We start from the raw sequence: 20,051 nt of genomic DNA on the forward strand, positions 1-20,051 counted from the left end.
GACATCACGTCAATATATGCTAATAATTCGCGCCCCACCATGAGATAAAGCCCTTATTTGCTGACCTAAAGGATTGTCATGCGCAAGTTAGTAACCGTTCGACGAGTGTCCTCGCTTAAGCCCATTCCCGAAGCCGATCTGATCGAGTGCGCCACCGTCGAAGGGTGGAAATGCGTTGCACTGAAAGGCGATTTCGTTGTTGGGGATCACTGTCTCTACTTTGAGATTGACTCATTTCTGCTCGATTCCGACCCTCGTTTTGAGGTTCTGATGAAGGACAGTAAGCGGGAATGGAATGGCCTCGTTGGGATGAAAATCTCGACCCGCGAGTTCCGCAAGCAAATCTCCCAAGGTTTGGCCCTGCCACTTAAGGACTTCCCTGAGGTGCAGCAGCTCATTGAAGGGTTGGACGACAAGTCGATCCGCGCTATGGATTTCACGGACGTCGTTGGCGTCGTCAAGTGGGAAGCCATTGTTCCTGACGAAATCATGGAAACAGTGCGTGGCGGTATGCCCACCTACCTCCCGGCTACCGGTGGTGAACGCATTCAAAACATCCCGGCGTTGATTGAAGACTGCCCCGAGGAAATGTTCGAGGAGAGCGTGAAATTGGACGGGTTTTCCATGACCGTTTTCAAGCATGGCGATGATCACGGTGTGTGCGACCGGAGCTGGTGGTTCAAAGACGACACCGTGAATGAATACATGACGACTGCGGCCCGCATGGGGCTGATCGAAGCCTTGAAAAAGCACCCGATGAGTTTAGGTCTGCAGGGTGAGCTGATTGGCCCTGGCGTGCGCAAAAACAAGGAAAAGCTGGCTCAGAAAGAGTTCCGCCTGTTCCGCATCTGGGATATTGCCAACAGCCGTCGATGCACTCCGGAGGAGCGAGATCGCATCGTGCGCGAACTGCGTGAGCTCGGGGCTAAGCTGGAAACCACTGTGTTTACGGGTATTTTCAAGCTGTCTGAGCTAGGGACAATGGAAGACATGCTGGCGAGAGCCGATGGCCCATCTCTGAACCCGAACACAAAGCGTGAAGGCCTGTTCTACCACAGCGTCCACGGTCGCGGCTCGTTCAAGGTCATCAGCAACCGTTACCTTCTGAAGAACAGAGAAGCCTGATCTGACTTGAAACACCTAAAGCCCCGCATCGCGGGGTTTTTTCTTTTGGCGCCTACGCCAGATCTGCGGCTCAGTATGTATTGGTGGTCGATTGACAGTCGTCAATATATGCCAATAATACTTTCACAATAGGCACTTCAGTCTGGACAGAAAACGCCAATGACCCCTGCCCTTATCCGCTGCATCGGAAAAACACCAGAAACGACCATAGACATCCTCGTCTACTCCGACGGCGGCCTGTTACGCTTGGGCGAAGTCCTCGCTACCGCGTCGAAAGACATACTTTGGGGGGATCGGTTCTGCATCCATTTGCTGAACGAGCAGCACCCCGACCACAACATTCGCCTGGGCAGCGAGCGCCACCTTAGTTCGCTCATCTTCGGCCTGGTATGGGAAGAGTTCGACAAACTGACTTCGTTCACAGTTCGCGGCAAGGATTACCCTGTCCGGTACTCGCACAGCCAGTTCCAAATCGTGCCCGCCAGTGCCGATAACATGAGCTTGGCTGCCTGGGTGTACCAGGTGGAATTTCGTGACTATCCAAACGAGTTTATGAGTTTCACAGATCCTATGCGAGTCTGGATCAAGGTCATACACCCCGCTAACTCGTTCGAAGGTTGGCCGGAGGACGTGCTCGAGTTCATTGCCTTGAAGACCGCCGAGCGCGAGCTGGCCGAAAAAGCGGAACTGGAGGCCGGCCAATGACCCCTGCTCTGATCCGCTGCGCCGGCAAAACTCCGGAGCAAGCCATCGACATCTTGGTGGAATCCTCTGGTGGTATCTCCGCCCTTGGCGAATGTCTCTCCTCGCTGTGCGGTGACATCCTCTGGGGTCACCACATATCTTTGTACTCTCTCGAAGATCGTGACCCTGAAAAGCGCATCAGGCTAGGGCGTGAAGAGAATCTTGGGTCACTGGTCTTCGGGCTGCTGTGGCCTCATTTCGATGACATCGAAACCACTGAAATGATGCGCATAACAATCTCCAGGCGCTACTCCCACAACCAGTTCGTGATCGGCCCTGTCAACGACAAGAATCTGGAACGAGCCTACTACGTCTACCATCTTGAGTTCCGCGACTATCCTGGGCACTACCTAGGCTTCAAAGGTACCAAGCGTGTCTGGATCAACATCACGAACGATCAGCTGGTGACGGAATTCGAGGGCTGGCCAGAGGATGTGCTGGCGATGGCCACGGCCCAGACGAAGAACGATGAGCAAGATGAGTTGGAATATGAGTCCGCAGAGAGAACACAGCGACAGGACGATTAACACCGCCCTGCCGTTGTGAGATCATGAACACATATTCTCGCGCTATCCATTGTCGCCATGGTCGCTTTGGATGCCGCCATCGCTATGGTGTTCATCTTGTTAGCCATCAAGATTCTGGCCTGTATCTGGGCCTGCGTGTTTGTTTACTACACCGTCTTGGTTTTCGTCGAGGATGGCAAATTTGGACGGTACTGCTGGCAGATCTCTCTGCTCTGCGGCCTGTTCTATTCGACTGGTCTGCCTATCATTCTGATCTTCGACGCGATTGAAAATCCAAAAGCCCCTTTCTCCAGGCTTAAGTACCTCCGCAAGAGTTCAAGACGGTGATTGCCCGACCGGGCGCCGCCCTACTCTGGAAAGTGCCGCCATTCTGCGGATCCGTGATGGTTAAAGGCATGACGGAATCCGGGCTGATCGAGATGTATCACATGGACAGCGATCTGTTCTTCAGCGTCTCTCCGGATGTATTCAGCCAGTGCCGTACGCTCACTTTCAAGGATGAAACGTTACGGCTGATAAACCTACCACAATGGGAAATCCAGACTGCGATTTGGGCCAGAGCGTACCTACGTTGCGGCGTGCCTGCTACGTAGCCGACGGTATCTCGCAACGTAAACAACACCACAAGAAAAGGTGCCAACAATGAAATTCCCTCAGAACAACCCATTCATCGATTACCGCAACAACCTGATTCTTGCTGCGTTGGTTGAAATTGATCATTTGAATCGCCTCAGCACCGCGTCGAGAAGCCTTTCCAATGCGCTCGCTCCCTTCAAGGAGCCAGAGGGCTTCCTGAGCCTTGTAAACGAACTGGCCTATAACGCCATCAGTCACTCGGTACCGGAGATGGTTGCCGACCAGGTGCAGGAGGAATTGGAAGAAATGCCCATCACTCAGCCGGAACTGGATGCTGTACTCAATAAGCCAATCGGCTCGGCCCTTCAGATTACTCTTTGATATTTTTGACCGGGCTCCGGCGAAAGCCTTTTCCCAGTGCTGGGTGCAATGCCATGACGATCCCAGCCTCCCATTCCTTACTCATCGCGGCGTGCAGGCTCGGATCGAGGCGGTCACGGTTGATCCGCAAGGCTTCGTGCATGGCCTCGGCAATCCGGTTGATCACGTCTTCTGGCCGGCGCAACATGCATTGGTTCGAGCCGAAGGCCAGGAGTTCCTGGCGGGTCGGGTAGTTCTTCTTGCCATTAAGTTTGAGCGCCATGGTGCGATCAACCAGGCTTTGTCCGGATTTCGGGTTGTAGTGGTCGTAGATGGTAGTTGTGGTCACGTCAAAGATGGGGGACAGCCTGACCGACGCCCTATCCCCTGGATGGGTGTAGAGCAGGCCAAAGTTCTTGAGGTGAGCATCGCCGTTGCGCACCATCACGGATAAGCAGAACGAGGCGAAAAACGCCTCCAGCTCGCGATCCTTGTCTTGGCACAGGTCATTCACCACCCTGGAGACTACCTCGTAGCTCTGGGAGTACTTGTAGTTGTCGTGTTGATCCTTGGGCAGCCTGAGCAAAACCGCCATGTCCTCGAAGCCCAGAAGGCCTTCCGGGGTAAGATCGAACCGCTCCATGATGAACAGCTCGCGGCTGTCGGAGAGCCAGTAGGCCGGCGTTGAAATACCTGCCAACCGAGCCGCCTCCATGCACAGGAACTCATTCTGAGCCAACCCATGGTACTGCTCTGAACCAGATTTCACGATCAGGTCAGAGGCTCCTAAGGCACCGCGAAAGGCATCCTGCTTGTCCAGATCCGGGACAAGTACTTTGGGCTGTACACCGGAAATACCCGAGGCAAAGTGGGCGTCGACCAGGAACTCAAAGATCTTTGCGGACTGCTTCTCGTTGAGAAGCTCTTTGAGTCCAACCTGCGGTGTTATCGTCGCCCCTGTCGACAGGGGGTCTCGGAGCGTAAGACGTCCAATCTGGTTTTCACCGATCAACGAGAGCATCCGCATCTCATCGAGCGGCAGGTGCTTGGCCATCCTGCGCCGGATCTGATCGGCCAGGTACCCTTCAGGTACATTCATGTCGAATATCGGGTGCAGTGTACTCGACCTGAAGGGAGCGTTTGCGCTTGGCATGACCAGCGAAACTTCCCTGGCTTGCTCATCAGCTCCCTCATAGCTGTAAAGGAACTGGGAGCCTTTGTGCAAGACGCCCGACGGGCCTTCTGGTACGGCTACGTTCAGGTTCTTGATCTTCATGCCATAACCTACCTTCACTTTCCCTTCGTTGTAACGAGAATGTTCAAGATATGGTAGCTGGTCAAGGGTTAATCGCTGCGATGACCATATGGTGAAATGGCCCCTCTAATCGATGGTAAACCCGCCTGAAAGGATCATTAGCCACACAGCCATTCTGATATGATCTGCTCATTGCGCAATTCCACCAGGTCGCCCAGGAGGCCACGCTTTGTCTATCGACTACATGGGGATCAAACGCACCAACAATGCCATGGAGCTGGCTCTCACGCCTGAGTGCGCCGATTTCAACCCTGCTGTGCTGACCTGGTGGTTTGAGGCCACTATGGAAATGTACCGGCGTGGAAACACCCGTGCTGTGCTGGATGGCCCTACCCAGGCGTTTGTCGACGCAAATCGCCATGGGGCCAATACTGCTCGGTCGGCACTGAGCATGCCGGGAAAGCTGCTTCTCCAGTCCACGATCACCGCGTACGAGTCGCACCTGCGCAAAGGCATCGACAAGAACCTGTTGTTAATTGCCGCCGCTTACGAACATGCCCTCAAATTGGCTGCGTGCACAGTCGAGAAGAAGTCGATTAGTTACACCCTGAAAAAGCACCGCGACAACAGCGCCCTTAGGGTTATGACTGTGCGCTCCGACGTGCTGCAGGACTTTGGATTCGAAGGTGCAAGCCTGGCCCTCACTGTTCTAGTCAAGGCGGTTGAGCGGGATCTCAACAAAAAGGTCTCGATCTGGAACCTGCATGAGGTATTCGGACAACACGACGCTTCACGCGTTTCTCCGGACTACGTAAGTGACGAGGTGTTTTTCCTTCACACTCACCTGGTCGAATACCTGTGCAGTAACCTGACGCTGGCGGAAGTTAAGGCCAACCTCGGCGTGATCAAGACCCTGAACGACTACTTTGTAACCCTTGAAATACCCGCTTAAAACACGGCAAAGATTTATTTCCATTTGGCGTGTTATATCATATTGACAGTATGTCAATTCATGGGCATCATCAAAGCTCATCACTGACATGTGTTTAAGGAAAGCCCTGCATGAAAAAGACTCTGTTGCTGTCCGCCGCCGTAATGTCCCTGGCTCTGCTGGGTGGCTGTGCGCAAGTTAACTCCGTCGTGAAAAAGATGGATTACACCACCGGTACCCAAGTGACCGATCAGCAGCTGCAAAGCTTCAAGAAAGGCAAAACCACCCAGGATCAAGTGGTAGCTGCCATCGGTTATCCGGCCAGCAAAGCTGAAGTCACCGGCAAAGAAGTGTGGAGCTACCCCTACACCCTGATCGCGGCAATGCCGTTCGCGCCGAACAAGCAGGAAACCACAGTTTTCGAGTGGAACGCCAAGGGCGTCCTGCTGAACTTCTACAAAGCGGGCGGTTCTGCTGGTGGCTCGGGCAACGCCCTGCTGGACGCGGCCAACATCAAGTAACAATCCGTTTTCAAAGCAAGGTCAACATCGAAAGGTGTTGGCCTTTTCTTTTGCCACCCAAAAGTAACATGTCGGTAAAGATCTGTGCCGGGCAAGGGGAAAGGCCAGAGCCCCTCGCCCACTCCGCGTCAGCGGCTTAAAGTTGGAGCCGACCACCCTGAGACACAAACGGGGGAACGCGGCGCCCGAGGTGATGCCCACTTTGCCGTCAACCGCCCTACACTGCACCTGGTTAAGCCAGATCTTCGATCTGAATGGGCGACGCCTCTCTTGTCGAGGCCTCCACGACGGCTCGGGTTCCTGTGGCTATATAATTATTATCCATATATTGACAACGACCCATAGGCGATTACCATCGTCTCCTCCTATTTCTCACCTGCTTGGCAAGGATCGTCGTGATGAGTACAGAAAGACTGAGCATGCGCCGGGAACTCCTCGAGACCATCGAAAAGTCTTGGCGCGTGCCAAACGGTTACCCACAAAGCGTAAGCGAATATGCTGAAACGATGATCGTGAATGGCCTGCACGAATTGCGGGAAGCGCTGGCCAGGCCCGGCAAGACAGTGTCGCTGCTCCCGCTTCCTGAAACCCGCCATTCGCTGATGGGTGATCCCTCGACTGCAGCCTACACCGCAGAGCAGATGCAGGCATACGCCCTGTACAACGTTGATTCGCGAGTGGTCGCTTGGCACTTCCATCGGGATCCACGTGAGAACGGCACCTTCGGCTTCAACTGGCCGGAGGTGAGTCGGATCATTCGCGAAGAAAAGAAGGCCATCAATGCCGCTGGCACCATCACGGAATCATCCCCCGGTACGCTCACGCCAATGGTGATTGACGACGTCCTCTCCATGCTAAGCAAGACGCTGATCAAGGTTTCCAGGCTTGAAAGCGCCGTCGAAGACGTAGAGAAGAAAAACGCTGAACTGACTCAGATGGTTCAGATCATGACGCCTGAGCGTGACATCTACAAGGCATCCAGCGAAGCCTTGGAAGATCAATGGGGTGAATCCCGACGGGAGCTGGAAAAGTTAGAGTCGCGGTTCGACCAGCAAGGTGCAACGCTGATCTCCTTGCGGAAGGTGCTCGACGGCGGCGATCCGGACTGGAAGGGCAAATCCATCAAGTTACTCGAGGAGTTGATTGCCTCATCGATTGAACCCGTTAGCGCACCTCGCAAGCATGTTGTGTCACTCGACGGCTCTGGTGCATTCAGCAGCGAACGTTCTAAATCAGCACAAACGATACTGGAATCGCTGTCCTCTCTTCCGATGGGCAAGGCCCCTGAGGGCGCGTTTAAGGCATGGCTGGAGCAAACCCACCCGATTGCCCTCGTCGAATCGGGGCGTTCCCTCAGCGATCAACACGCGGCCCTGCAGGCCCAGGTCGAAATGTTGAAAGACCCAGAGGTGGTTCTGGTCAACATGCTGCGAGGCAACATCGCCAAACCCAGTGTTCGTTCGATCAGTAAGCTCTTTGGCGAGGTTCTGAACGACGACGATGCCCAGTTGCTGGAGATTGCCATGCTGCGGGCTCACACCCGCGAGCTGAAGGAGCTCCTCAATCATTGGCTGCACCTGTCCAATGTCTGTGATGACAACCTGGCGCAGCTGGCGGTTGAAACCGCATCCGTTTTGAACGCCGGTGAAGTAGCCGAACGCACAAAACTGCAGAACGATGCAAACGGAGATCCAACCAATGGCCAATAAATGCGGACACGGTCGTAACTTTTGCATGGAGTGCCACACCCCCTCCACCCCGCCACAACCGGTGGTGACTCCAGACCCTGTGGCCTGGCGTATGTTCAATGGCGAAGGCGGCTACGACTTCACCGATGATGAAGAGACATCTGAGCGCTGGGCGAAGCACTTGGGGGAGAAATACGCCTCCTGGTTGACCAATCTCTACGACCACCCGGACGCCCCTGAGATCGAGCGGATGAAGCGCGACTTGGTCGACCTACGTGAGAGCAGGATCAAGGAACTTGGGGAGATCCGCAAACTACGCGCCATGCTCACCCAGGCCACCGACCGCATCAAGGACATGTTGCAGGGCGATGATGGGCAAGCCTGGAAAGAGGCTGAGAAATTCATGAAAAGCTATGAAAGCTCAGACCTGGTAGTTCAAAAAGCAGTTTGATTCTTGTTTGTTTCGATCCTGTGCCGGCTTTCTCGGCACAGGCTTCACGCGAATGGCCTTAGTGGCGACTGGCAGGCGTGTGGTGGTAGCTGCCTTTGGCAATGGCCAGGAACTTGTGAAGGCTCGCCCTGCCGATTTCCCTTTTAAACGAGGACACCACGTAGGTGCTGTTCATCGTGGTCAGTACCCAGAAACGGCCCTGCTTTTCAGCCCGTTGAATGTCTGAGGTGCGGATGCGATGGCCGTCCACGAAACGCCCTGTAAAAGCGTTCTGATTTTTGTGCTCAAACGTGACACCGACGGCAGTACAGGACGTGATGAACACATCACTCAAAAACGCGGTCACAGGTGTGTCAAAAACCTGAGCCTTCGCACGCTCAAGTCGCTTTTGATGAAAGGCCGTGTGCCGCTTCTCGTGCACTTCAAGATCGATATTTTGAACCACTGCATAACTCCTTGCCTGTATAGTTAAGGTTCCTAATTTCCTGCACCTGATCATAGCTTTTTTGGCGATAGAAAAGGCTTTGATCGTAGGTTTTTAAATGATTTTTTATCCAACATTCAGGTTGGCCAGGAAGTGATCTTGAACGAGACGACGGCTAAATTGGTGTACAGCGTGCTGATCGACGAATGCGGTGCCCTGCCATCCGCCGAGAGCGCATTCACCCTGGCGTTCACCGAGGAAAATCCACCTCGCGAATTCCGCATCAATGGAAAGCTGGGGTTCGGCGGAAAATTCCGATTCCCAGGAATGTCTGTAGACTGCTACCCCGAAGATCACACCCCGGCCAGGGCAGTAATGATGCAGCAGGCGAACGACCGCCTTCGCTCAATTAATGAAATTGTGCTCAGTCAGCCTGTTTTCTGATCCTCGCTGGCGCCAGTAATGCGATAGCCGGCGCACCAGAGATCAATTCGAAAAAACCACTTACCGTCATGGAGACCCGCGCCCACCCGGAGCATGCGGTTATTCGGGTCGAGGGGGATTTTCGTAAACTTCAGGTTTTTCATTTGAGCCTCTTTGTTTTTATTTTTATTGGGCTTAATTCATTGCATGATCAGGGCGCGTAGCCGTCGACCTCGTAGTCCCAGCGCTTTTCCAAGCGCTGATGCAGGTTCACCACACGACGCTTTTTAAAGTTGATCTCACCCTGGATGGTCAACCCCGTCGAACTCTTAATGGCAACGTCGAACATGCTGGAAATGCTTGGGGTCGTCTCAGCAAGTCGTGTAAGCACCTTTCCGAGTGAAAATAGCAACTCGCTGATCCCTTTGGTATTTTCAGGATTGAGGTAGCGAGCCTTCGTCTCCATAAATTCGTCCAGGATGCCGGTTACCTCAGCTCGTAAGGCTAAGTGCTCGTCTTCTGACAGGCCTGCCGGCCCACCGAACCCAACCTGGCCTTTCTCCAGCTCACGCTGATCTTTTATGCAACCACCATTGGGGAGATCATCTAGCTCCAAAAAGAAGAGCCTCGCTTTCTCCTCAACCGTCGACGCAATCATGAAAATCGTGCGCTCTTGCACAATCGTCATTTCGTAAAATGGGGCTTTGGCCGCAGCGAGTACAACTTCTGAGAGATCCAAAACGTCATCTGTATTTCTGACTTCTTTGTCTTTCAGCGATCCAATTCCAATGGATCCCAGGTAATGACTTCCAGCCATCACGGCAGCATGATTGGCAGATACATGGAGCTTCTCTGTTTTGTCGCTGGAGATTTCTCCGCCGACAGTTGATCGTGTATCTGAGATGACGACTGAGTGTGTCCCGAGGTGCATCCCGATGATGATTGTCATGTACCGAACGCCTTATGGTGTGGGGGTCGAATTGTCGGATTTTAGAGCTTTTTCTTGTCGGGCCAGGATCGTCCTTATCGGATTCCCCTTCACCTCGATGACGGCCTTGAGCTCCAAACCAAGCTTGGTCGCGGCGAACCACCGGTGATGGCCATCCTCAAGCTCGAAGACGCCATCCTCGCTGACTGAGACCTCAACAGGCTCATCAAAGATGACCGACCTGACCCAGGCCATGCCGTCCTGCTCAAACTTGTATTGAGGGTTACCCAGGTCTTCTTTCCATTTGATCCGGAGTTCCGAGGGCTTGAACGTGCAAATGTCACCGCCCTTGCAGCCGTAGGCCAGAACATCGAGCTCGTCGACGTCCATATCTTCCAGTTCTCTCTGGGTGTAGATCTTGTCCAGCGATTGCGTCGGACGTGGTTTTCTCACAACGAGAATTCCTCGTCATCCAGGTTTGATGTGTCTTCTGGCTCGACATCAAAGCTAGCACGGAAGGCCTTGCCGTCATCGTTCAGGCTGGTGGAATGCTCAATGTGACCATAGACTTTCTGAGCCCGGTTGAACAACTCGGTAGCAAGTCCGTGCCGGCGCATCCGGCTATGCACGTAGAGCGAATCGACGACTCCATTGTCAATTCGTAGACCGGCCACCACCTCCCCATCACGATAAAGTCTGAAGCGTGGGCGGTCGCCCATCACGCAGTCCAGATCGTAGTCGATTTCAACAAGCTCCCCTTCGAAACCGAATGAACCGCCGATGCGGGCGTCGTTTGGCTTGAGCAGCACCCTGGCAGCGCCGTTTTCCATCATGTGTTCGTAGGCGAATCGGTCTAGCGGTTCAACGTAGGTGGGCGCTTGACCGTCATGGGTGAAGAATAACTCGAAACCGGCCCGCTGCAAGAAGACGACTGGCTCAGCATCAGTTTCAACCTTGTAGGCGCCAGCCCAATCGTCAACCGAGATGTAATCATCCAGCGTCTCCCCGTCTTCAAGCAAGCTGCTGAGCTCACACGCCTCTGAGAGTTCTTCAAAGGTAATTCGCTCAGCCTTGGCCATCAGCGTATGCCAGACCTGATCGCCGTCATCATTGACCCGTAGGCGGTCGCAGGAAAGAGCGTACTGGAGCTTATTCTCGGCCATGTGAGTCGTCCTTCTTACGAGTACTGTATCTCTACATGATAGGCATTGAGCGATGGTGCCGGGAAGCGACAGGTTTACCCAAATCAATGATTCGGAGGGATTTTCCGACCCAGTGAGGATTGGCCTGCGCGCTTGCCCTGACGCTTTCTCGATCCCTATACTGCTAAAAAGCATTGGAGAGCGTCATGAGCATGCAAACAAGCCAACACCGGGGTGCATACGCACTGGAATTCCTACGCGCACCAAACCTGACTGCTCGCCTCGATGTCGCCATCGAAAATGATGTGATCGTTGACATACTTGAAAGCGCCAAGCACTTGGCCGGTCTGATCACCCCTTCCGAGAACGCAAGTTACTGGATCAAAAAATACGAAATCCAACCTTCAGACATGTCACTGATCCAAAAATTGACGAAGGTTGATGAGGACAGGTTGACCAATCAAGGGCAAAAGGCCCTGATGGCACTGATAAAAGCACTGCTTGATCCAGCATTGTCTGCCGCTGCGAAGAATTTTAATGGTGCACCACCAATAAAAATCGAGCAAGGCAGTCTCTACCACGGCCTGGATCAATCAAAAGCTCATCTAACACCAGGCGATCCCGAAGAATTCGGGATTTATCCAAGAGAGCAGCGTCATCGCTCAATGATCACTGAATATGTGATGACAAACGCAGATTGCTTTAAAGCCGTTGCAATGGGCGGTTATGTTCGTAAATTTCCTGATCTTAAACGTCCGATCAACAGCTACGATATGCAAGGCCTCAGCCTAGACGCTGTCAGTGGCGATTACACTATGTTCAAAGACAAGGCGGTCAAAACCGTCATGAGCCTGCCGAACACCTTTTCAGAGGTGTCCAGGAAAGATTTCTCCATTGCTTACCTCAAAGCTGCTGAGCAACCAAGGGCGCTTGCTGCTTTCGCTCTAGTGGCCCTGGGATCTGTTTCGATGAGCATCCCAGATGAATACGAAAAACAAAGGTTCATGGCGCTCTTGAAGGGTAAGCTATGGGGCCATAAAGGTGAGTTCCTTATCTCTGCTAAGGAGTTCACCGTCAATGAGTTCTCTTCAAATCCGTTAACGGTGAATGAGATCAAGGCGTTGCCATTTTTGCTGGGCCATCACCAGGAAGTCTACGCTGAGGTGGAACACAATCACGCCGCTCACGCCGAAGCATGCGTAACCAAACTGCGCACAGCTGGTTATGATTTTGCCGCTGACCGCATCCTGGACAATCAGGTTCAGAAAGTAGTAAAGCCGGCACGAGAACGTGACGACGAACCAAGCTTCGGCATGTGATTAACTAATCGCATCCAAAAGAAAAGGCCACCGTCAGGTGGCCTTTTTACATCTACCTTGCCCTTGGATCTTCAGGGGTGCTCTTAACCGTTCTGACGATTTTGCCCAAGCGCCTACGAGTCAATCCTACCTACAACGAACACACGGTGTCTATCCACCGGTGATACCGATCAGCTCAAGGCATTGACCTTGGCCACAGCATTGGCCCGGCGAGCAGCTTCGGCCACTTCCTTCGTCACAACCGTCTTGCCGATTGGCGCCAGGGAAATCCCAGCCAGCTTCAAGTGCTGGATGCCAAACGGAATCCCGATGATCGAGATGAAGCACAGAAGCGCCGAGGCAACATGTCCAAGCGCAAGCCAAAAACCGGCGAAGACGAACCAGATCACGTTACCCAGCAGACCAAAACCGCTGTTGCCGACATCAACCGTCCGACTTAACTCGCTGCGGCTGATAGCCTCGTTCCCGAAAGGAAAGAACGAGAACTGGCCCATCACGAAACATGCCTTACCCCAAGGGATGCCGACGATAGTTAAGAAGCACGCGGCGCCGATCAACCACCAGGCCAGACCCATGAAAACACCGCCCAGGATGAACCAAAGAAAGTTGCCAATTGAACGCATTGCATTTCCCCATGCCGGTGGTGTTCCGACAGCAGTTGTGGAAGCCGTGGGTGACTTACCCAGGCTTATCGACGCGTGATCGCCTCTTTGTACAATTTTAAGAATACCCGCTTCTGGTAAGCCAAGCTTTTTTCAGCTGTTAGCCCCGTCACGTCACATAAGAAATCCACACAGTCATCGACGCTGAGATACGGATCCCCGTCATTGTCTCGCAAAACCATATGTGGGTACTTCAGCTTGTCTTGCTCTAGCACTACAGGATCCGCTGTGCACACCGATGCTCCGCATAAATGCAGATAACGCGCCATCGCCTGCTCAAGGCTTTCAATAGCCCAAGGCATCAATGCGGCTAGGATGTTGTCCGCTTCCTGCGAAGTCATGGGCAACACTTCAGAAATCCGGCTCATGAGTGAGTCCTTTTAAGAATGAATGTTTGGCCAGCTGGCGCTTGCGATCTTCCAGCTGTTCTGCGGTCAGGTACCGGCCCAGTTGGAGATTCAAGTTACTGCGGGAGTATGAGCGCACGAGTTTATGAGCCAGGGCCTTTGAAGCCTCCTCAGTGTTGCTCGCCGGCATAACGACGAATGAGGGAAACAACGAGTTCAGCAACCTTTTCAGCTTAAATCTCATCTTGGCACCGCCTACGCTAGCTTCTGAACCTGTTAATCAAGCCTGTTTAGCCAACTTTTGAATCGATCCAAATAGCGCCCGACGAAAAAGAGAAATCGATTGAGCAGATCCGTTTCCCTTGAGGCACCCTGAAGGGCCGCCGCAATGTCTTGGACGATTTTCACGTTTGGATGAAAAGCCCAAGAACCCAGGGGACGATAGGTCTCAGGATCGATTTTAACCCCAGGGGCCACAACGTAGACCTTCACACCCACGGCCAGGGCCATGCCGACCTCAACCAATGCGCCTTTTAGGGGGAAGTCGTCTGGCTCAACGTACAGAATCAAGCGCTCGGCGGAGCAAACCTCGCCCTGGATTTTATGCCAAAGACCGCCCAGATCATCAAGTTCGCTTTCCCCTGTTGCATCGATCCAGGAGCAGCGTACATCCCAACCGACTTCACGCAGGCGCCGCCAGGCGGCAGAGCGTTCTGGAATGCTTGCCCGACTGGCGATGTAGATGCCCTTGCGCTGGGTCGTTTGCTGATCAAAGCTCATTCGGACGTGGCTCCTGCTGTTGGCGCTGATTACGTTTTTTCCACTCGGCGTAAGCCTCATCTCCCAGGCTCCAAGCTTGAATCTCTTCTTTACGCGACATCATGTCTGCAAAGGAGTTTTCGTCGCGCATTAGATCCAGGTGATCAGGCAGGATTCGCTTAGAAATACCGGTTTTCAACGGCCCGGAGCTGTTGGCCTCACGCTTGTTCCCGTTCCACCACCAATTTATCGACATTGTTACCAACTCTGATACCGGGTTAAGAGTTTTCAGCGAACAGTCAAGCTGTTCGCGGTGGTGTGTACTCGGTTTCATTGATGTCTGGCATGCTCTCCCACTTATCGAACTTATCAGTCCTGGGATTCATCGTGGAGTACCAGACGGCGCCTTCACTGTCCAAGCCAAAAACAACCGGTACATAGGGCTCACCTCCGACGGATGATGCCGGGATTGCTGCGATCTGAACAAATTTGCGTGACATAACGACTCCTCTGCTACTGAAAATCCTGCATTTCGCCGCTGGCGCCCTTGAAGACCTTGCAGCAATTGATGTCGACCGTCCCTGCCTTCCCTTCCAGCTCTACGACGGGTGAGTGCCCATTGAGCAGGTACGCCGGCGAGCGGGTACGGTATTGCTTCTTAGCGGCAGCCGGGTAAGGGCGGAACTCGATGACGGTGATGCCCACCTCTACCCGCTTGTTCCAGGTATCCACCTGGTGCTGGGGTTTATTACCGATCATGAGGCCATTGCAGTCGGGTGAATCACGTTGTAACCCATCTTGTGGGCGGCCTTGCGCAGGCGCAGTGCAAACGAAGCACGGTCGACCGAGGAGTCGTTGCTTGGCCACACCGTGCGCCCGAAGAAGTCTGCCACCACGTTTGCAATCAAATAAGAGTCCTGATTGCCCGTGCCGCTCTTGGCCGCTTCCGCCTTGGCCAGGTCACTGGTGGTATAACGCGCCAGGCGAGCCCGCTCCGCAGGATAGAGCGAGAACACCCCCTGCAACTCCGGTTCTGACAGGTAGATCCCTGTGAGCTTGCCGATGTAACTGCAGGTGCCGGCCACTGCAAGCCCCTCTGGCAGCTTTCCAGCGCCTTCAAGGTTCGAGCGCATGCGAAGGCTTCGTTCTGCCACGTGCGCCTGCTGTGCAAGCTCCTGCTCAGGCAGAGCCATGAATTCTTCAGGGTTGTAGACTGGCATGACCACTTTCTCCAGAAACGGAACTTTTAAGGTGACGGTGGATTATGTTTAAAGTCAGATAATTGTCAAGAATTGACAGAAGTGAAAGACTGCAACCTGTCCGTTACGGGCCTGTTCTCCTCATGTAAAATAATTGAAAACAGAGGGCTTAAAATTGAGTCAGCACAAACCCGTAATCGTGGCTTATCAGGTCGTTGCTCAAATCGTGAATCGAAATGATTTCGACCACTACAAAAAATGCGAGAAGGTGACAGTCGACGACGAAGCTTACGTTCTGGATCTGTTGACCAGGTACAAGCGCAGTGAAAACGATGGACTTGAAGTTTCTCATCTCTCCCTTGAAAAATGGGGGCCCGATATTTGGCAGGCAACAATCGAGGCCGTTGTGGTCGACGAGTCAGACCTTAAGGAGCGGGCGATCATCGCAGCCAAGGACTCTACTGCCGAAGGTGAGCTTCTGAATAAAGAACTGGAATGGCTCGACGCCGACGCCTCAGTTACCCAGATGGTCGCCGAGGTGGTAACCATTTCGAACGACGCAAATCGTTTCTGCTATGGGATCGAGATAGGTGTTATCCATACCGTAAAGCCGACACACACTTCCTTTCCAAAAATACGCTGCGATGAGAATTCTTCGCCTTCACCCTGAGTCACAGCCCGTGCTTGGCAAGGAGCGCCTTGCACGCGAGCGCCATCCAGACTTCCGTTACACTCGGTTGGCCGTGCGGGTTTGAGATCGCCCCTTCCACGATGGTGCCTTGGTGATTATTCCAGAAGGCCTTGATTTCACGGAGCTTGTCCATACCGCCTGACTTGTTGTGATGGATGTAGCGTTTCAGGCCGTATGGAGACACCGGCGTGTAGCCATTGATCGCGAGCTCCCCGCGAACGATACTGTTGTAGGTACACCACATGAGCGTACCGTCCGGTCGCTCTTCATACTCATTTAGCATTGCCTTGGCGTCCTCAGCTTCCGCTGGCGACTTGGGCTTCAATTCGGAAAAGAAGTCTTCCCCGCTGCCCGAACCAGACCATGGATCGGCCACCGGCGCCTTGTCGAGCCGAATGTCGATGATCGTCCAGCAGCGGGTGCCCTCGTACAGAGTCATGGCCGCTAGTACCTGCTTTTCAGCGTCGGCGTTTTTACCGTGATCCACCAGCAACGAGATCCTCCCCTTCTCAATCGAAAACTTGGTTTTCATGCTGCCCTGGTCTGCTTGAAGGGAAGTCGGTGGCCAGGTATTGCTCAACAGCGGTGGCCATCCAATCCGGAAACTGCGCTCGTCGTTCACAGAAAGCACGCCAATCATCCGGCGTAAGTGTCCGACGAAGTCGCTTAAGAGTTTCAGGCAGGTCAGACGAGCCGCACCATTGTACCGCTCGGGCCGCGTCGCCCAGAATTCCGCCACCCAGGGCGAGCGTCCAACACCTGGTGTGCCGTAACTCAACCTGGGCGCGATTAATGGCTAAAACCCTGGTCACCCCTGACGTCAAAAAGATTGATCTCATCGGAACGTGAAGGGTCAAGCCCAGGCGGTTAGCGCACTTGCCACCCTCGCTGACGATTGTCTCACCAGTACGCCTTGCCACCGCATCAATGAGGTATGGAATAGATGGCCCACGGAGGCCGAACCTTGTCGCTATTCGCCTGACATACAATCCCCGGTCGATCCGAAGCAACTCTCCGTTCTTGCACAGGTGAGATAAGCACCTCGCCACACCAGCACGGGGCCCGAGGTGCAGCAGATCACCAGCGGAGTGTATTTCCCCCTCCGGCGCCTGGTCGAAAATGGTGAGGATTGCGGTGGCCATCGGGGTCATCTGTTGTGTCTCGAGGTGTTGGTCAGGAGATATTGAGCGCCACGACGCCTTCAGCGGTATCCCATGCCGACCAACCAAGCGTAGGTAGGATGGAAAGCAAACGGTCAAAGAAAGGCTCGACCTCGGTGGGTGATGGGCCCTCTGGACAATTATCTTCTATTTTGAACTCGGCCCAAGAAACCTGAACGCCCTCAGCGTCCGCTTTCCCGATAAATACGACCATTTTGTTGGCCTCAACCAAAGGGTTGATGTCGATGGTCAAACCGACCGCCCTCACCTCGTCCGCCAGGGCTGAAAACGCTTTGGTCGCCTCGAGTTGATTACGGGCAAAGAACGCATCAGCAACGTCAATTGCGGCGGATTTTCCATATACGGCTGTCACATGAGGCATGCTCGGGTCTCACTAAAAGTCTGTGGAACAGGGATTCAACTCTGCTCAAAGCCTTATGGCGCCGATGCTGGCGCTGCCGAGGGGATTGCACACAGCCCTTTTGCATACACATTGAAGATCCCTTTCCAGGACGGCCAGTCGGCCTCAAGCTTCTCCAGGCAGCCAGTTAGACGGGCCTGATCGATCTCAGACAACCTGGTGCCAAGGGAGAAATTGACCCAAGTGACTTCGTTGGGCTTCTGGCCGGCAATCTCTTTTTCCATCAACTTCTTTTCAGAAGGCACAAACTTCAGTTTGTGCTGAGTGAGAAATTCACGCAGATTCACGTCCGTCATCGTCTCCATGGATTGGAGCAAGATCTTGTCAGACAGCGCGTAAGTCACCTTGTCCTCAAGTAGCCCCTTGAGGCTGTCTTTCGTCGCCCCCATAGCCTCTAGCTCCCGATTCACGGAGCCGCCCATCGCCATCGTGGCTGCGCGTGGATTTCCTTTGCTGGCCAAGTCCTCAAGCCAATATTCTTTTGGTCGATCATTGCCTTTGTCCATAAGGACGTTAAGGGCAACATCGATTTGACCTAGCTCGTACGCGTTGTTGACGTAATGGTCAGGCTTTAAAACAAAGACGTACGCGCTAGCCGAAATAGCCAGGCTCACCATCGCGCCGGCAACGAAGCTTGGGCAGATCACATCGGACAGTTTCATGGTGACCCCTTATTTTTATTATGTTTTCACTTTCGACAACGAATCAGACCCAGGTTGTGAGCTTGCCGAACTTGCAAGTCATTATCTAGGGGTGCAGTTATATGTCAACAATTGACGGGATCCTTGCCTCGCCCCAGTCCAGGTGCGTTTAAAAAAGTGACCGTCAATTGATGGGTATCTTTTCTTTTCCCGGCAGAAGGAGCAACATGAAAGGTGCCGGGCTACATGGCGTTTGAAATTCCAATAATAAGTGACTCCTGCGCACACCATAGCGAAGGGAGCCACAAAAAACAGGAACGTCTCACATGGTTGATCGCAAAGCCGCCGCAGCATCCCCCTCGCCTATCCGCTATGTCATCGACACCAACGTTCTGATTCACGACCCCAACGCCTTGATGAACTTCGAAGAACACCACGTGGCTCTGCCCATGACGGTGCTTGAAGAACTCGACAAACTGAAAACCGGAAAGCACAGCGTCGCCGCCGAATGCCGCCAGGCCATCCGTCTGATCGACAAACTGCTCGGCTCGGCCACTCCGGAACAGATCGAGGCCGGTGTACCGATTGCGCGGGGCAAAAATGCTCCAAAAGGCACACTGTCGATTCTGGTCGACCACCCCGACCTCAACAACATTCTGCCGTCCAGTGTGAACGACAACAAAATCATCAACCTGGCCATCGAGCTCAAGCGCTCGTCTGAGAGCAAGGTGGTACTGGTCACCAAGGACATCAACATGCGCCTGAAGGCGCGTGCGATTGGCCTGGACTCGGAAGATTACAGCTCCGACCAGTTGGTCGACGACGTCGACCTGCTCTCCAATGGCTTCCATCACGTGACCGGCTCGTTCTGGGACAACGTGGCCAAAGTAGAAACCCGTCCAGACCGCAAGTTTACCTGGCACACCGTGGAGCTGGTTGATCCGATTACCGCATTGTCTGTGAACGAATTCATCCTGGACGACGAAGGTAAGGTGTTTTGGGCCAAGGAAGTGAATGGCAAATACCTGCTGATCCAGGAGTTCAGCAAAGACGAACTGATGAGCCAAGAAGCCTGGGGCCTCATTCCACGCGATATCTATCAGGCGCTGGCGCTCAAAGGCCTAATGGATCCGGACATCCACCTGGTGAATCTGGCAGGCTCTGCCGGCTCGGGTAAAACGATCCTGGCACTCGCAGCTGCAATCGAACAGACGATGGTCTCCAAGATCTACGACAAGATCATCGTCACCCGCAGTGTGCAGGGCCTGGATGAGGATATCGGCTTTCTGCCAGGCACCGAGGCCGAGAAGATGGAACCATGGCTTGGCGCGATCAGCGACAACCTGGAAGCATTGCATGCCGACGATGAGTCGTCTTCCGGCAGCATCGAGTACATCCTCCAGAAGGTGCCGCTGCAGTTCAAATCGATGAACTTCATGCGTGGCCGTTCCTTCCAGCGAAGCTTGATCATCGTCGACGAATGTCAGAACCTGACGCCGCACCAAATGAAAACCCTCATCACCCGTGCCGGCAACGGTTCCAAGGTGATCTGCTTGGGTAACCTGGCGCAAATCGACACCCCTTACCTGTCGGCCACCAGTTCTGGCCTGACTTATCTGACAGAGCGCTTCAAGGGCTTCGAGTACGGAACGCACCTGACGCTGCAAGGCGTGCCCCGCTCCATCCTGGCCGAGTACGCGGAAGCGCACCTGTAACGCTTCCTGTGACGAAGAAGGCGCCCTCAGGGGCGCCTTTCT

At 53.8% G+C, this 20,051-nt stretch carries 29 protein-coding genes; 13 read left to right on the top strand and 16 right to left on the bottom strand.

Annotation, left to right across the window (positions count from 1 at the left end; genetic code table 11):
- Window positions 1-78 precede the first annotated feature (78 nt).
- From NQL71_RS31620 to NQL71_RS31640, 5 genes are all read left to right on the top strand, one after another.
- Entirely contained in the window at window positions 79-1,125 is a 1,047-nt protein-coding gene (locus tag NQL71_RS31620) for an RNA ligase family protein (RefSeq protein ID WP_274644779.1), read from the top strand.
- Window positions 1,126-1,284: 159 nt separating this feature from the next.
- Window positions 1,285-1,830 (top strand): hypothetical protein, encoded by a 546-nt coding sequence (locus NQL71_RS31625; protein WP_274644780.1) that lies wholly within the window; start codon window positions 1,285-1,287, stop codon window positions 1,828-1,830.
- On the top strand, window positions 1,827-2,396 hold the full coding sequence (locus tag NQL71_RS31630) for a hypothetical protein (RefSeq protein ID WP_274644781.1): 570 nt from the start codon (window positions 1,827-1,829) through the stop codon (window positions 2,394-2,396). The genes NQL71_RS31625 and NQL71_RS31630 overlap by 4 nt, the downstream gene beginning before the upstream one ends.
- Before the next feature lie 57 nt (window positions 2,397-2,453).
- On the top strand, window positions 2,454-2,723 hold the full coding sequence (locus NQL71_RS31635) for a hypothetical protein (RefSeq protein ID WP_274644782.1): 270 nt from the start codon (window positions 2,454-2,456) through the stop codon (window positions 2,721-2,723).
- Window positions 2,724-3,038: 315 nt separating this feature from the next.
- Complete coding sequence (locus NQL71_RS31640) at window positions 3,039-3,353, top strand: hypothetical protein (RefSeq protein WP_274644783.1); 315 nt, start codon at window positions 3,039-3,041, stop codon at window positions 3,351-3,353.
- On the opposite strand, the gene NQL71_RS31645 is transcribed toward NQL71_RS31640, so the two are convergent.
- Window positions 3,343-4,608 (bottom strand): type II toxin-antitoxin system HipA family toxin, encoded by a 1,266-nt coding sequence (locus NQL71_RS31645; protein WP_274644784.1) that lies wholly within the window; start codon window positions 4,606-4,608, stop codon window positions 3,343-3,345. The genes NQL71_RS31640 and NQL71_RS31645 overlap by 11 nt on opposite strands.
- A gap of 208 nt (window positions 4,609-4,816) precedes the next feature.
- On the opposite strand from NQL71_RS31645, the gene NQL71_RS31650 reads away from it, so the two are divergent.
- From NQL71_RS31650 to NQL71_RS31665, 4 genes are all read left to right on the top strand, one after another.
- Window positions 4,817-5,539, top strand: a complete 723-nt coding sequence (locus tag NQL71_RS31650; RefSeq protein WP_274644785.1) for a hypothetical protein — start codon at window positions 4,817-4,819, stop codon at window positions 5,537-5,539.
- A 110-nt stretch (window positions 5,540-5,649) separates the two neighbouring features.
- Window positions 5,650-6,039, top strand: coding sequence for an outer membrane protein assembly factor BamE (locus NQL71_RS31655; RefSeq protein WP_274644786.1), 390 nt, complete (start codon window positions 5,650-5,652; stop codon window positions 6,037-6,039).
- A 380-nt stretch (window positions 6,040-6,419) separates the two neighbouring features.
- Window positions 6,420-7,748 carry a hypothetical protein gene (locus NQL71_RS31660; protein ID WP_274644787.1) on the top strand — a complete coding sequence of 443 codons (1,329 nt, stop codon included), beginning with the start codon at window positions 6,420-6,422 and terminating at the stop codon, window positions 7,746-7,748.
- Window positions 7,738-8,178 carry a hypothetical protein gene (locus NQL71_RS31665; protein WP_274644788.1) on the top strand — a complete coding sequence of 147 codons (441 nt, stop codon included), beginning with the start codon at window positions 7,738-7,740 and terminating at the stop codon, window positions 8,176-8,178. The genes NQL71_RS31660 and NQL71_RS31665 overlap by 11 nt, the downstream gene beginning before the upstream one ends.
- Window positions 8,179-8,236: 58 nt before the next feature.
- Here NQL71_RS31665 and NQL71_RS31670 read toward each other — a convergent pair whose 3' ends face one another.
- A complete protein-coding gene (locus NQL71_RS31670; protein ID WP_274644789.1) occupies window positions 8,237-8,623 on the bottom strand; it encodes a hypothetical protein in 387 nt (128 codons plus the stop codon).
- Between the two features lie 138 nt (window positions 8,624-8,761).
- Here NQL71_RS31670 and NQL71_RS31675 point away from each other — a divergent pair, with 138 nt between their 5' ends.
- Window positions 8,762-9,046 (top strand): hypothetical protein, encoded by a 285-nt coding sequence (locus NQL71_RS31675; RefSeq protein WP_274644790.1) that lies wholly within the window; start codon window positions 8,762-8,764, stop codon window positions 9,044-9,046.
- Here the strand turns inward: NQL71_RS31675 and NQL71_RS31680 are convergent.
- From NQL71_RS31680 to NQL71_RS31695, 4 genes are read right to left on the bottom strand one after another with little or no spacing between them, the layout of a single operon-like run.
- A complete protein-coding gene (locus tag NQL71_RS31680) occupies window positions 9,031-9,189 on the bottom strand; it encodes a hypothetical protein (RefSeq protein WP_274644791.1) in 159 nt (52 codons plus the stop codon). The genes NQL71_RS31675 and NQL71_RS31680 overlap by 16 nt on opposite strands.
- Before the next feature lie 47 nt (window positions 9,190-9,236).
- Complete coding sequence (locus tag NQL71_RS31685) at window positions 9,237-9,974, bottom strand: hypothetical protein (RefSeq protein WP_274644792.1); 738 nt, start codon at window positions 9,972-9,974, stop codon at window positions 9,237-9,239.
- 12 nt (window positions 9,975-9,986) lie between these two features.
- Window positions 9,987-10,406: a ParB/Srx family N-terminal domain-containing protein gene (locus tag NQL71_RS31690; RefSeq protein ID WP_274644793.1), complete on the bottom strand. Its 420-nt coding sequence runs from the start codon at window positions 10,404-10,406 to the stop codon at window positions 9,987-9,989.
- Window positions 10,403-11,116 carry a GNAT family N-acetyltransferase gene (locus NQL71_RS31695; RefSeq protein ID WP_274644794.1) on the bottom strand — a complete coding sequence of 238 codons (714 nt, stop codon included), beginning with the start codon at window positions 11,114-11,116 and terminating at the stop codon, window positions 10,403-10,405. The genes NQL71_RS31690 and NQL71_RS31695 overlap by 4 nt, the downstream gene beginning before the upstream one ends.
- 185 nt (window positions 11,117-11,301) lie before the next feature.
- Between NQL71_RS31695 and NQL71_RS31700 the strand changes: the two genes are divergently transcribed.
- Window positions 11,302-12,414 carry a hypothetical protein gene (locus NQL71_RS31700; protein WP_274644795.1) on the top strand — a complete coding sequence of 371 codons (1,113 nt, stop codon included), beginning with the start codon at window positions 11,302-11,304 and terminating at the stop codon, window positions 12,412-12,414.
- Between the two features lie 170 nt (window positions 12,415-12,584).
- Here NQL71_RS31700 and NQL71_RS31705 read toward each other — a convergent pair whose 3' ends face one another.
- The 6 genes from NQL71_RS31705 to NQL71_RS31730 all read right to left on the bottom strand — a co-directional run bounded on the left by NQL71_RS31705 (window position 12,585) and on the right by NQL71_RS31730 (window position 15,402).
- Window positions 12,585-13,037 carry a YccF domain-containing protein gene (locus NQL71_RS31705; protein WP_274644796.1) on the bottom strand — a complete coding sequence of 151 codons (453 nt, stop codon included), beginning with the start codon at window positions 13,035-13,037 and terminating at the stop codon, window positions 12,585-12,587.
- 65 nt (window positions 13,038-13,102) lie between these two features.
- On the bottom strand, window positions 13,103-13,444 hold the full coding sequence (locus tag NQL71_RS31710; protein WP_274644797.1) for a hypothetical protein: 342 nt from the start codon (window positions 13,442-13,444) through the stop codon (window positions 13,103-13,105).
- Between the two features lie 255 nt (window positions 13,445-13,699).
- Window positions 13,700-14,203, bottom strand: coding sequence for a hypothetical protein (locus NQL71_RS31715; RefSeq protein ID WP_274644798.1), 504 nt, complete (start codon window positions 14,201-14,203; stop codon window positions 13,700-13,702).
- Window positions 14,193-14,516 carry a hypothetical protein gene (locus tag NQL71_RS31720; protein WP_274644799.1) on the bottom strand — a complete coding sequence of 108 codons (324 nt, stop codon included), beginning with the start codon at window positions 14,514-14,516 and terminating at the stop codon, window positions 14,193-14,195. Before NQL71_RS31720 ends, NQL71_RS31715 begins: the two co-directional genes overlap by 11 nt.
- Before the next feature lie 179 nt (window positions 14,517-14,695).
- The gene (locus NQL71_RS31725; RefSeq protein WP_274644800.1) at window positions 14,696-14,941 is read right to left on the bottom strand and encodes a hypothetical protein; all 246 of its coding nucleotides are present in this window, start codon (window positions 14,939-14,941) and stop codon (window positions 14,696-14,698) included.
- A complete protein-coding gene (locus NQL71_RS31730) occupies window positions 14,938-15,402 on the bottom strand; it encodes a hypothetical protein (RefSeq protein ID WP_274644801.1) in 465 nt (154 codons plus the stop codon). Before NQL71_RS31730 ends, NQL71_RS31725 begins: the two co-directional genes overlap by 4 nt.
- 154 nt (window positions 15,403-15,556) lie before the next feature.
- Here NQL71_RS31730 and NQL71_RS31735 point away from each other — a divergent pair, with 154 nt between their 5' ends.
- Window positions 15,557-16,051, top strand: coding sequence for a hypothetical protein (locus NQL71_RS31735; RefSeq protein ID WP_274644802.1), 495 nt, complete (start codon window positions 15,557-15,559; stop codon window positions 16,049-16,051).
- Between the two features lies 1 nt (window position 16,052).
- On the opposite strand, the gene NQL71_RS31740 is transcribed toward NQL71_RS31735, so the two are convergent.
- The 4 genes from NQL71_RS31740 to NQL71_RS31750 are packed head-to-tail and all read right to left on the bottom strand — an operon-like array spanning window position 16,053 to window position 18,315.
- A complete protein-coding gene (locus NQL71_RS31740; RefSeq protein ID WP_425520707.1) occupies window positions 16,053-16,604 on the bottom strand; it encodes a hypothetical protein in 552 nt (183 codons plus the stop codon).
- A complete protein-coding gene (locus NQL71_RS36950; protein ID WP_425520708.1) occupies window positions 16,582-17,223 on the bottom strand; it encodes a DUF6088 family protein in 642 nt (213 codons plus the stop codon). Before NQL71_RS36950 ends, NQL71_RS31740 begins: the two co-directional genes overlap by 23 nt.
- 22 nt (window positions 17,224-17,245) lie before the next feature.
- Window positions 17,246-17,614, bottom strand: coding sequence for a hypothetical protein (locus NQL71_RS31745; RefSeq protein WP_274644804.1), 369 nt, complete (start codon window positions 17,612-17,614; stop codon window positions 17,246-17,248).
- A gap of 53 nt (window positions 17,615-17,667) precedes the next feature.
- Complete coding sequence (locus NQL71_RS31750; protein ID WP_274644805.1) at window positions 17,668-18,315, bottom strand: hypothetical protein; 648 nt, start codon at window positions 18,313-18,315, stop codon at window positions 17,668-17,670.
- A gap of 305 nt (window positions 18,316-18,620) precedes the next feature.
- Between NQL71_RS31750 and NQL71_RS31755 the strand changes: the two genes are divergently transcribed.
- Window positions 18,621-20,009, top strand: coding sequence for a PhoH family protein (locus NQL71_RS31755; protein ID WP_274644806.1), 1,389 nt, complete (start codon window positions 18,621-18,623; stop codon window positions 20,007-20,009).
- Window positions 20,010-20,051: the final 42 nt, after the last annotated feature.

The organism is Pseudomonas serbica (genome assembly GCF_028823535.1).
GTDB classification, from domain to species: Bacteria; Pseudomonadota; Gammaproteobacteria; order Pseudomonadales; family Pseudomonadaceae; genus Aquipseudomonas; species Aquipseudomonas serbica.

What these genes read in the sequence shown, in the direction of transcription:
- NQL71_RS31620 (WP_274644779.1), top strand. Translation starts at nt 79, where the DNA reads ATGCGCAAGTTAGTAACCGTTCGACGAGTGTCCTCGCTTAAGCCCATT.
- NQL71_RS31625 (WP_274644780.1), top strand. Translation starts at nt 1,285, where the DNA reads ATGACCCCTGCCCTTATCCGCTGCATCGGAAAAACACCAGAAACGACC.
- NQL71_RS31630 (WP_274644781.1), top strand. Translation starts at nt 1,827, where the DNA reads ATGACCCCTGCTCTGATCCGCTGCGCCGGCAAAACTCCGGAGCAAGCC.
- NQL71_RS31635 (WP_274644782.1), top strand. Translation starts at nt 2,454, where the DNA reads ATGGTCGCTTTGGATGCCGCCATCGCTATGGTGTTCATCTTGTTAGCC.
- NQL71_RS31640 (WP_274644783.1), top strand. Translation starts at nt 3,039, where the DNA reads ATGAAATTCCCTCAGAACAACCCATTCATCGATTACCGCAACAACCTG.
- NQL71_RS31645 (WP_274644784.1), bottom strand. Translation starts at nt 4,608, where the DNA reads ATGAAGATCAAGAACCTGAACGTAGCCGTACCAGAAGGCCCGTCGGGC.
- NQL71_RS31655 (WP_274644786.1), top strand. Translation starts at nt 5,650, where the DNA reads ATGAAAAAGACTCTGTTGCTGTCCGCCGCCGTAATGTCCCTGGCTCTG.
- NQL71_RS31665 (WP_274644788.1), top strand. Translation starts at nt 7,738, where the DNA reads ATGGCCAATAAATGCGGACACGGTCGTAACTTTTGCATGGAGTGCCAC.
- NQL71_RS31680 (WP_274644791.1), bottom strand. Translation starts at nt 9,189, where the DNA reads ATGAAAAACCTGAAGTTTACGAAAATCCCCCTCGACCCGAATAACCGC.
- NQL71_RS31685 (WP_274644792.1), bottom strand. Translation starts at nt 9,974, where the DNA reads ATGACAATCATCATCGGGATGCACCTCGGGACACACTCAGTCGTCATC.
- NQL71_RS31695 (WP_274644794.1), bottom strand. Translation starts at nt 11,116, where the DNA reads ATGGCCGAGAATAAGCTCCAGTACGCTCTTTCCTGCGACCGCCTACGG.
- NQL71_RS31700 (WP_274644795.1), top strand. Translation starts at nt 11,302, where the DNA reads ATGAGCATGCAAACAAGCCAACACCGGGGTGCATACGCACTGGAATTC.
- NQL71_RS31705 (WP_274644796.1), bottom strand. Translation starts at nt 13,037, where the DNA reads ATGCGTTCAATTGGCAACTTTCTTTGGTTCATCCTGGGCGGTGTTTTC.
- NQL71_RS31710 (WP_274644797.1), bottom strand. Translation starts at nt 13,444, where the DNA reads ATGAGCCGGATTTCTGAAGTGTTGCCCATGACTTCGCAGGAAGCGGAC.
- NQL71_RS31715 (WP_274644798.1), bottom strand. Translation starts at nt 14,203, where the DNA reads ATGAGCTTTGATCAGCAAACGACCCAGCGCAAGGGCATCTACATCGCC.
- NQL71_RS31720 (WP_274644799.1), bottom strand. Translation starts at nt 14,516, where the DNA reads ATGAAACCGAGTACACACCACCGCGAACAGCTTGACTGTTCGCTGAAA.
- NQL71_RS31725 (WP_274644800.1), bottom strand. Translation starts at nt 14,941, where the DNA reads ATGATCGGTAATAAACCCCAGCACCAGGTGGATACCTGGAACAAGCGG.
- NQL71_RS31730 (WP_274644801.1), bottom strand. Translation starts at nt 15,402, where the DNA reads ATGCCAGTCTACAACCCTGAAGAATTCATGGCTCTGCCTGAGCAGGAG.
- NQL71_RS31740 (WP_425520707.1), bottom strand. Translation starts at nt 16,604, where the DNA reads ATGAAAACCAAGTTTTCGATTGAGAAGGGGAGGATCTCGTTGCTGGTG.
- NQL71_RS36950 (WP_425520708.1), bottom strand. Translation starts at nt 17,223, where the DNA reads ATGACCCCGATGGCCACCGCAATCCTCACCATTTTCGACCAGGCGCCG.
- NQL71_RS31745 (WP_274644804.1), bottom strand. Translation starts at nt 17,614, where the DNA reads ATGCCTCATGTGACAGCCGTATATGGAAAATCCGCCGCAATTGACGTT.
- NQL71_RS31750 (WP_274644805.1), bottom strand. Translation starts at nt 18,315, where the DNA reads ATGAAACTGTCCGATGTGATCTGCCCAAGCTTCGTTGCCGGCGCGATG.
- NQL71_RS31755 (WP_274644806.1), top strand. Translation starts at nt 18,621, where the DNA reads ATGGTTGATCGCAAAGCCGCCGCAGCATCCCCCTCGCCTATCCGCTAT.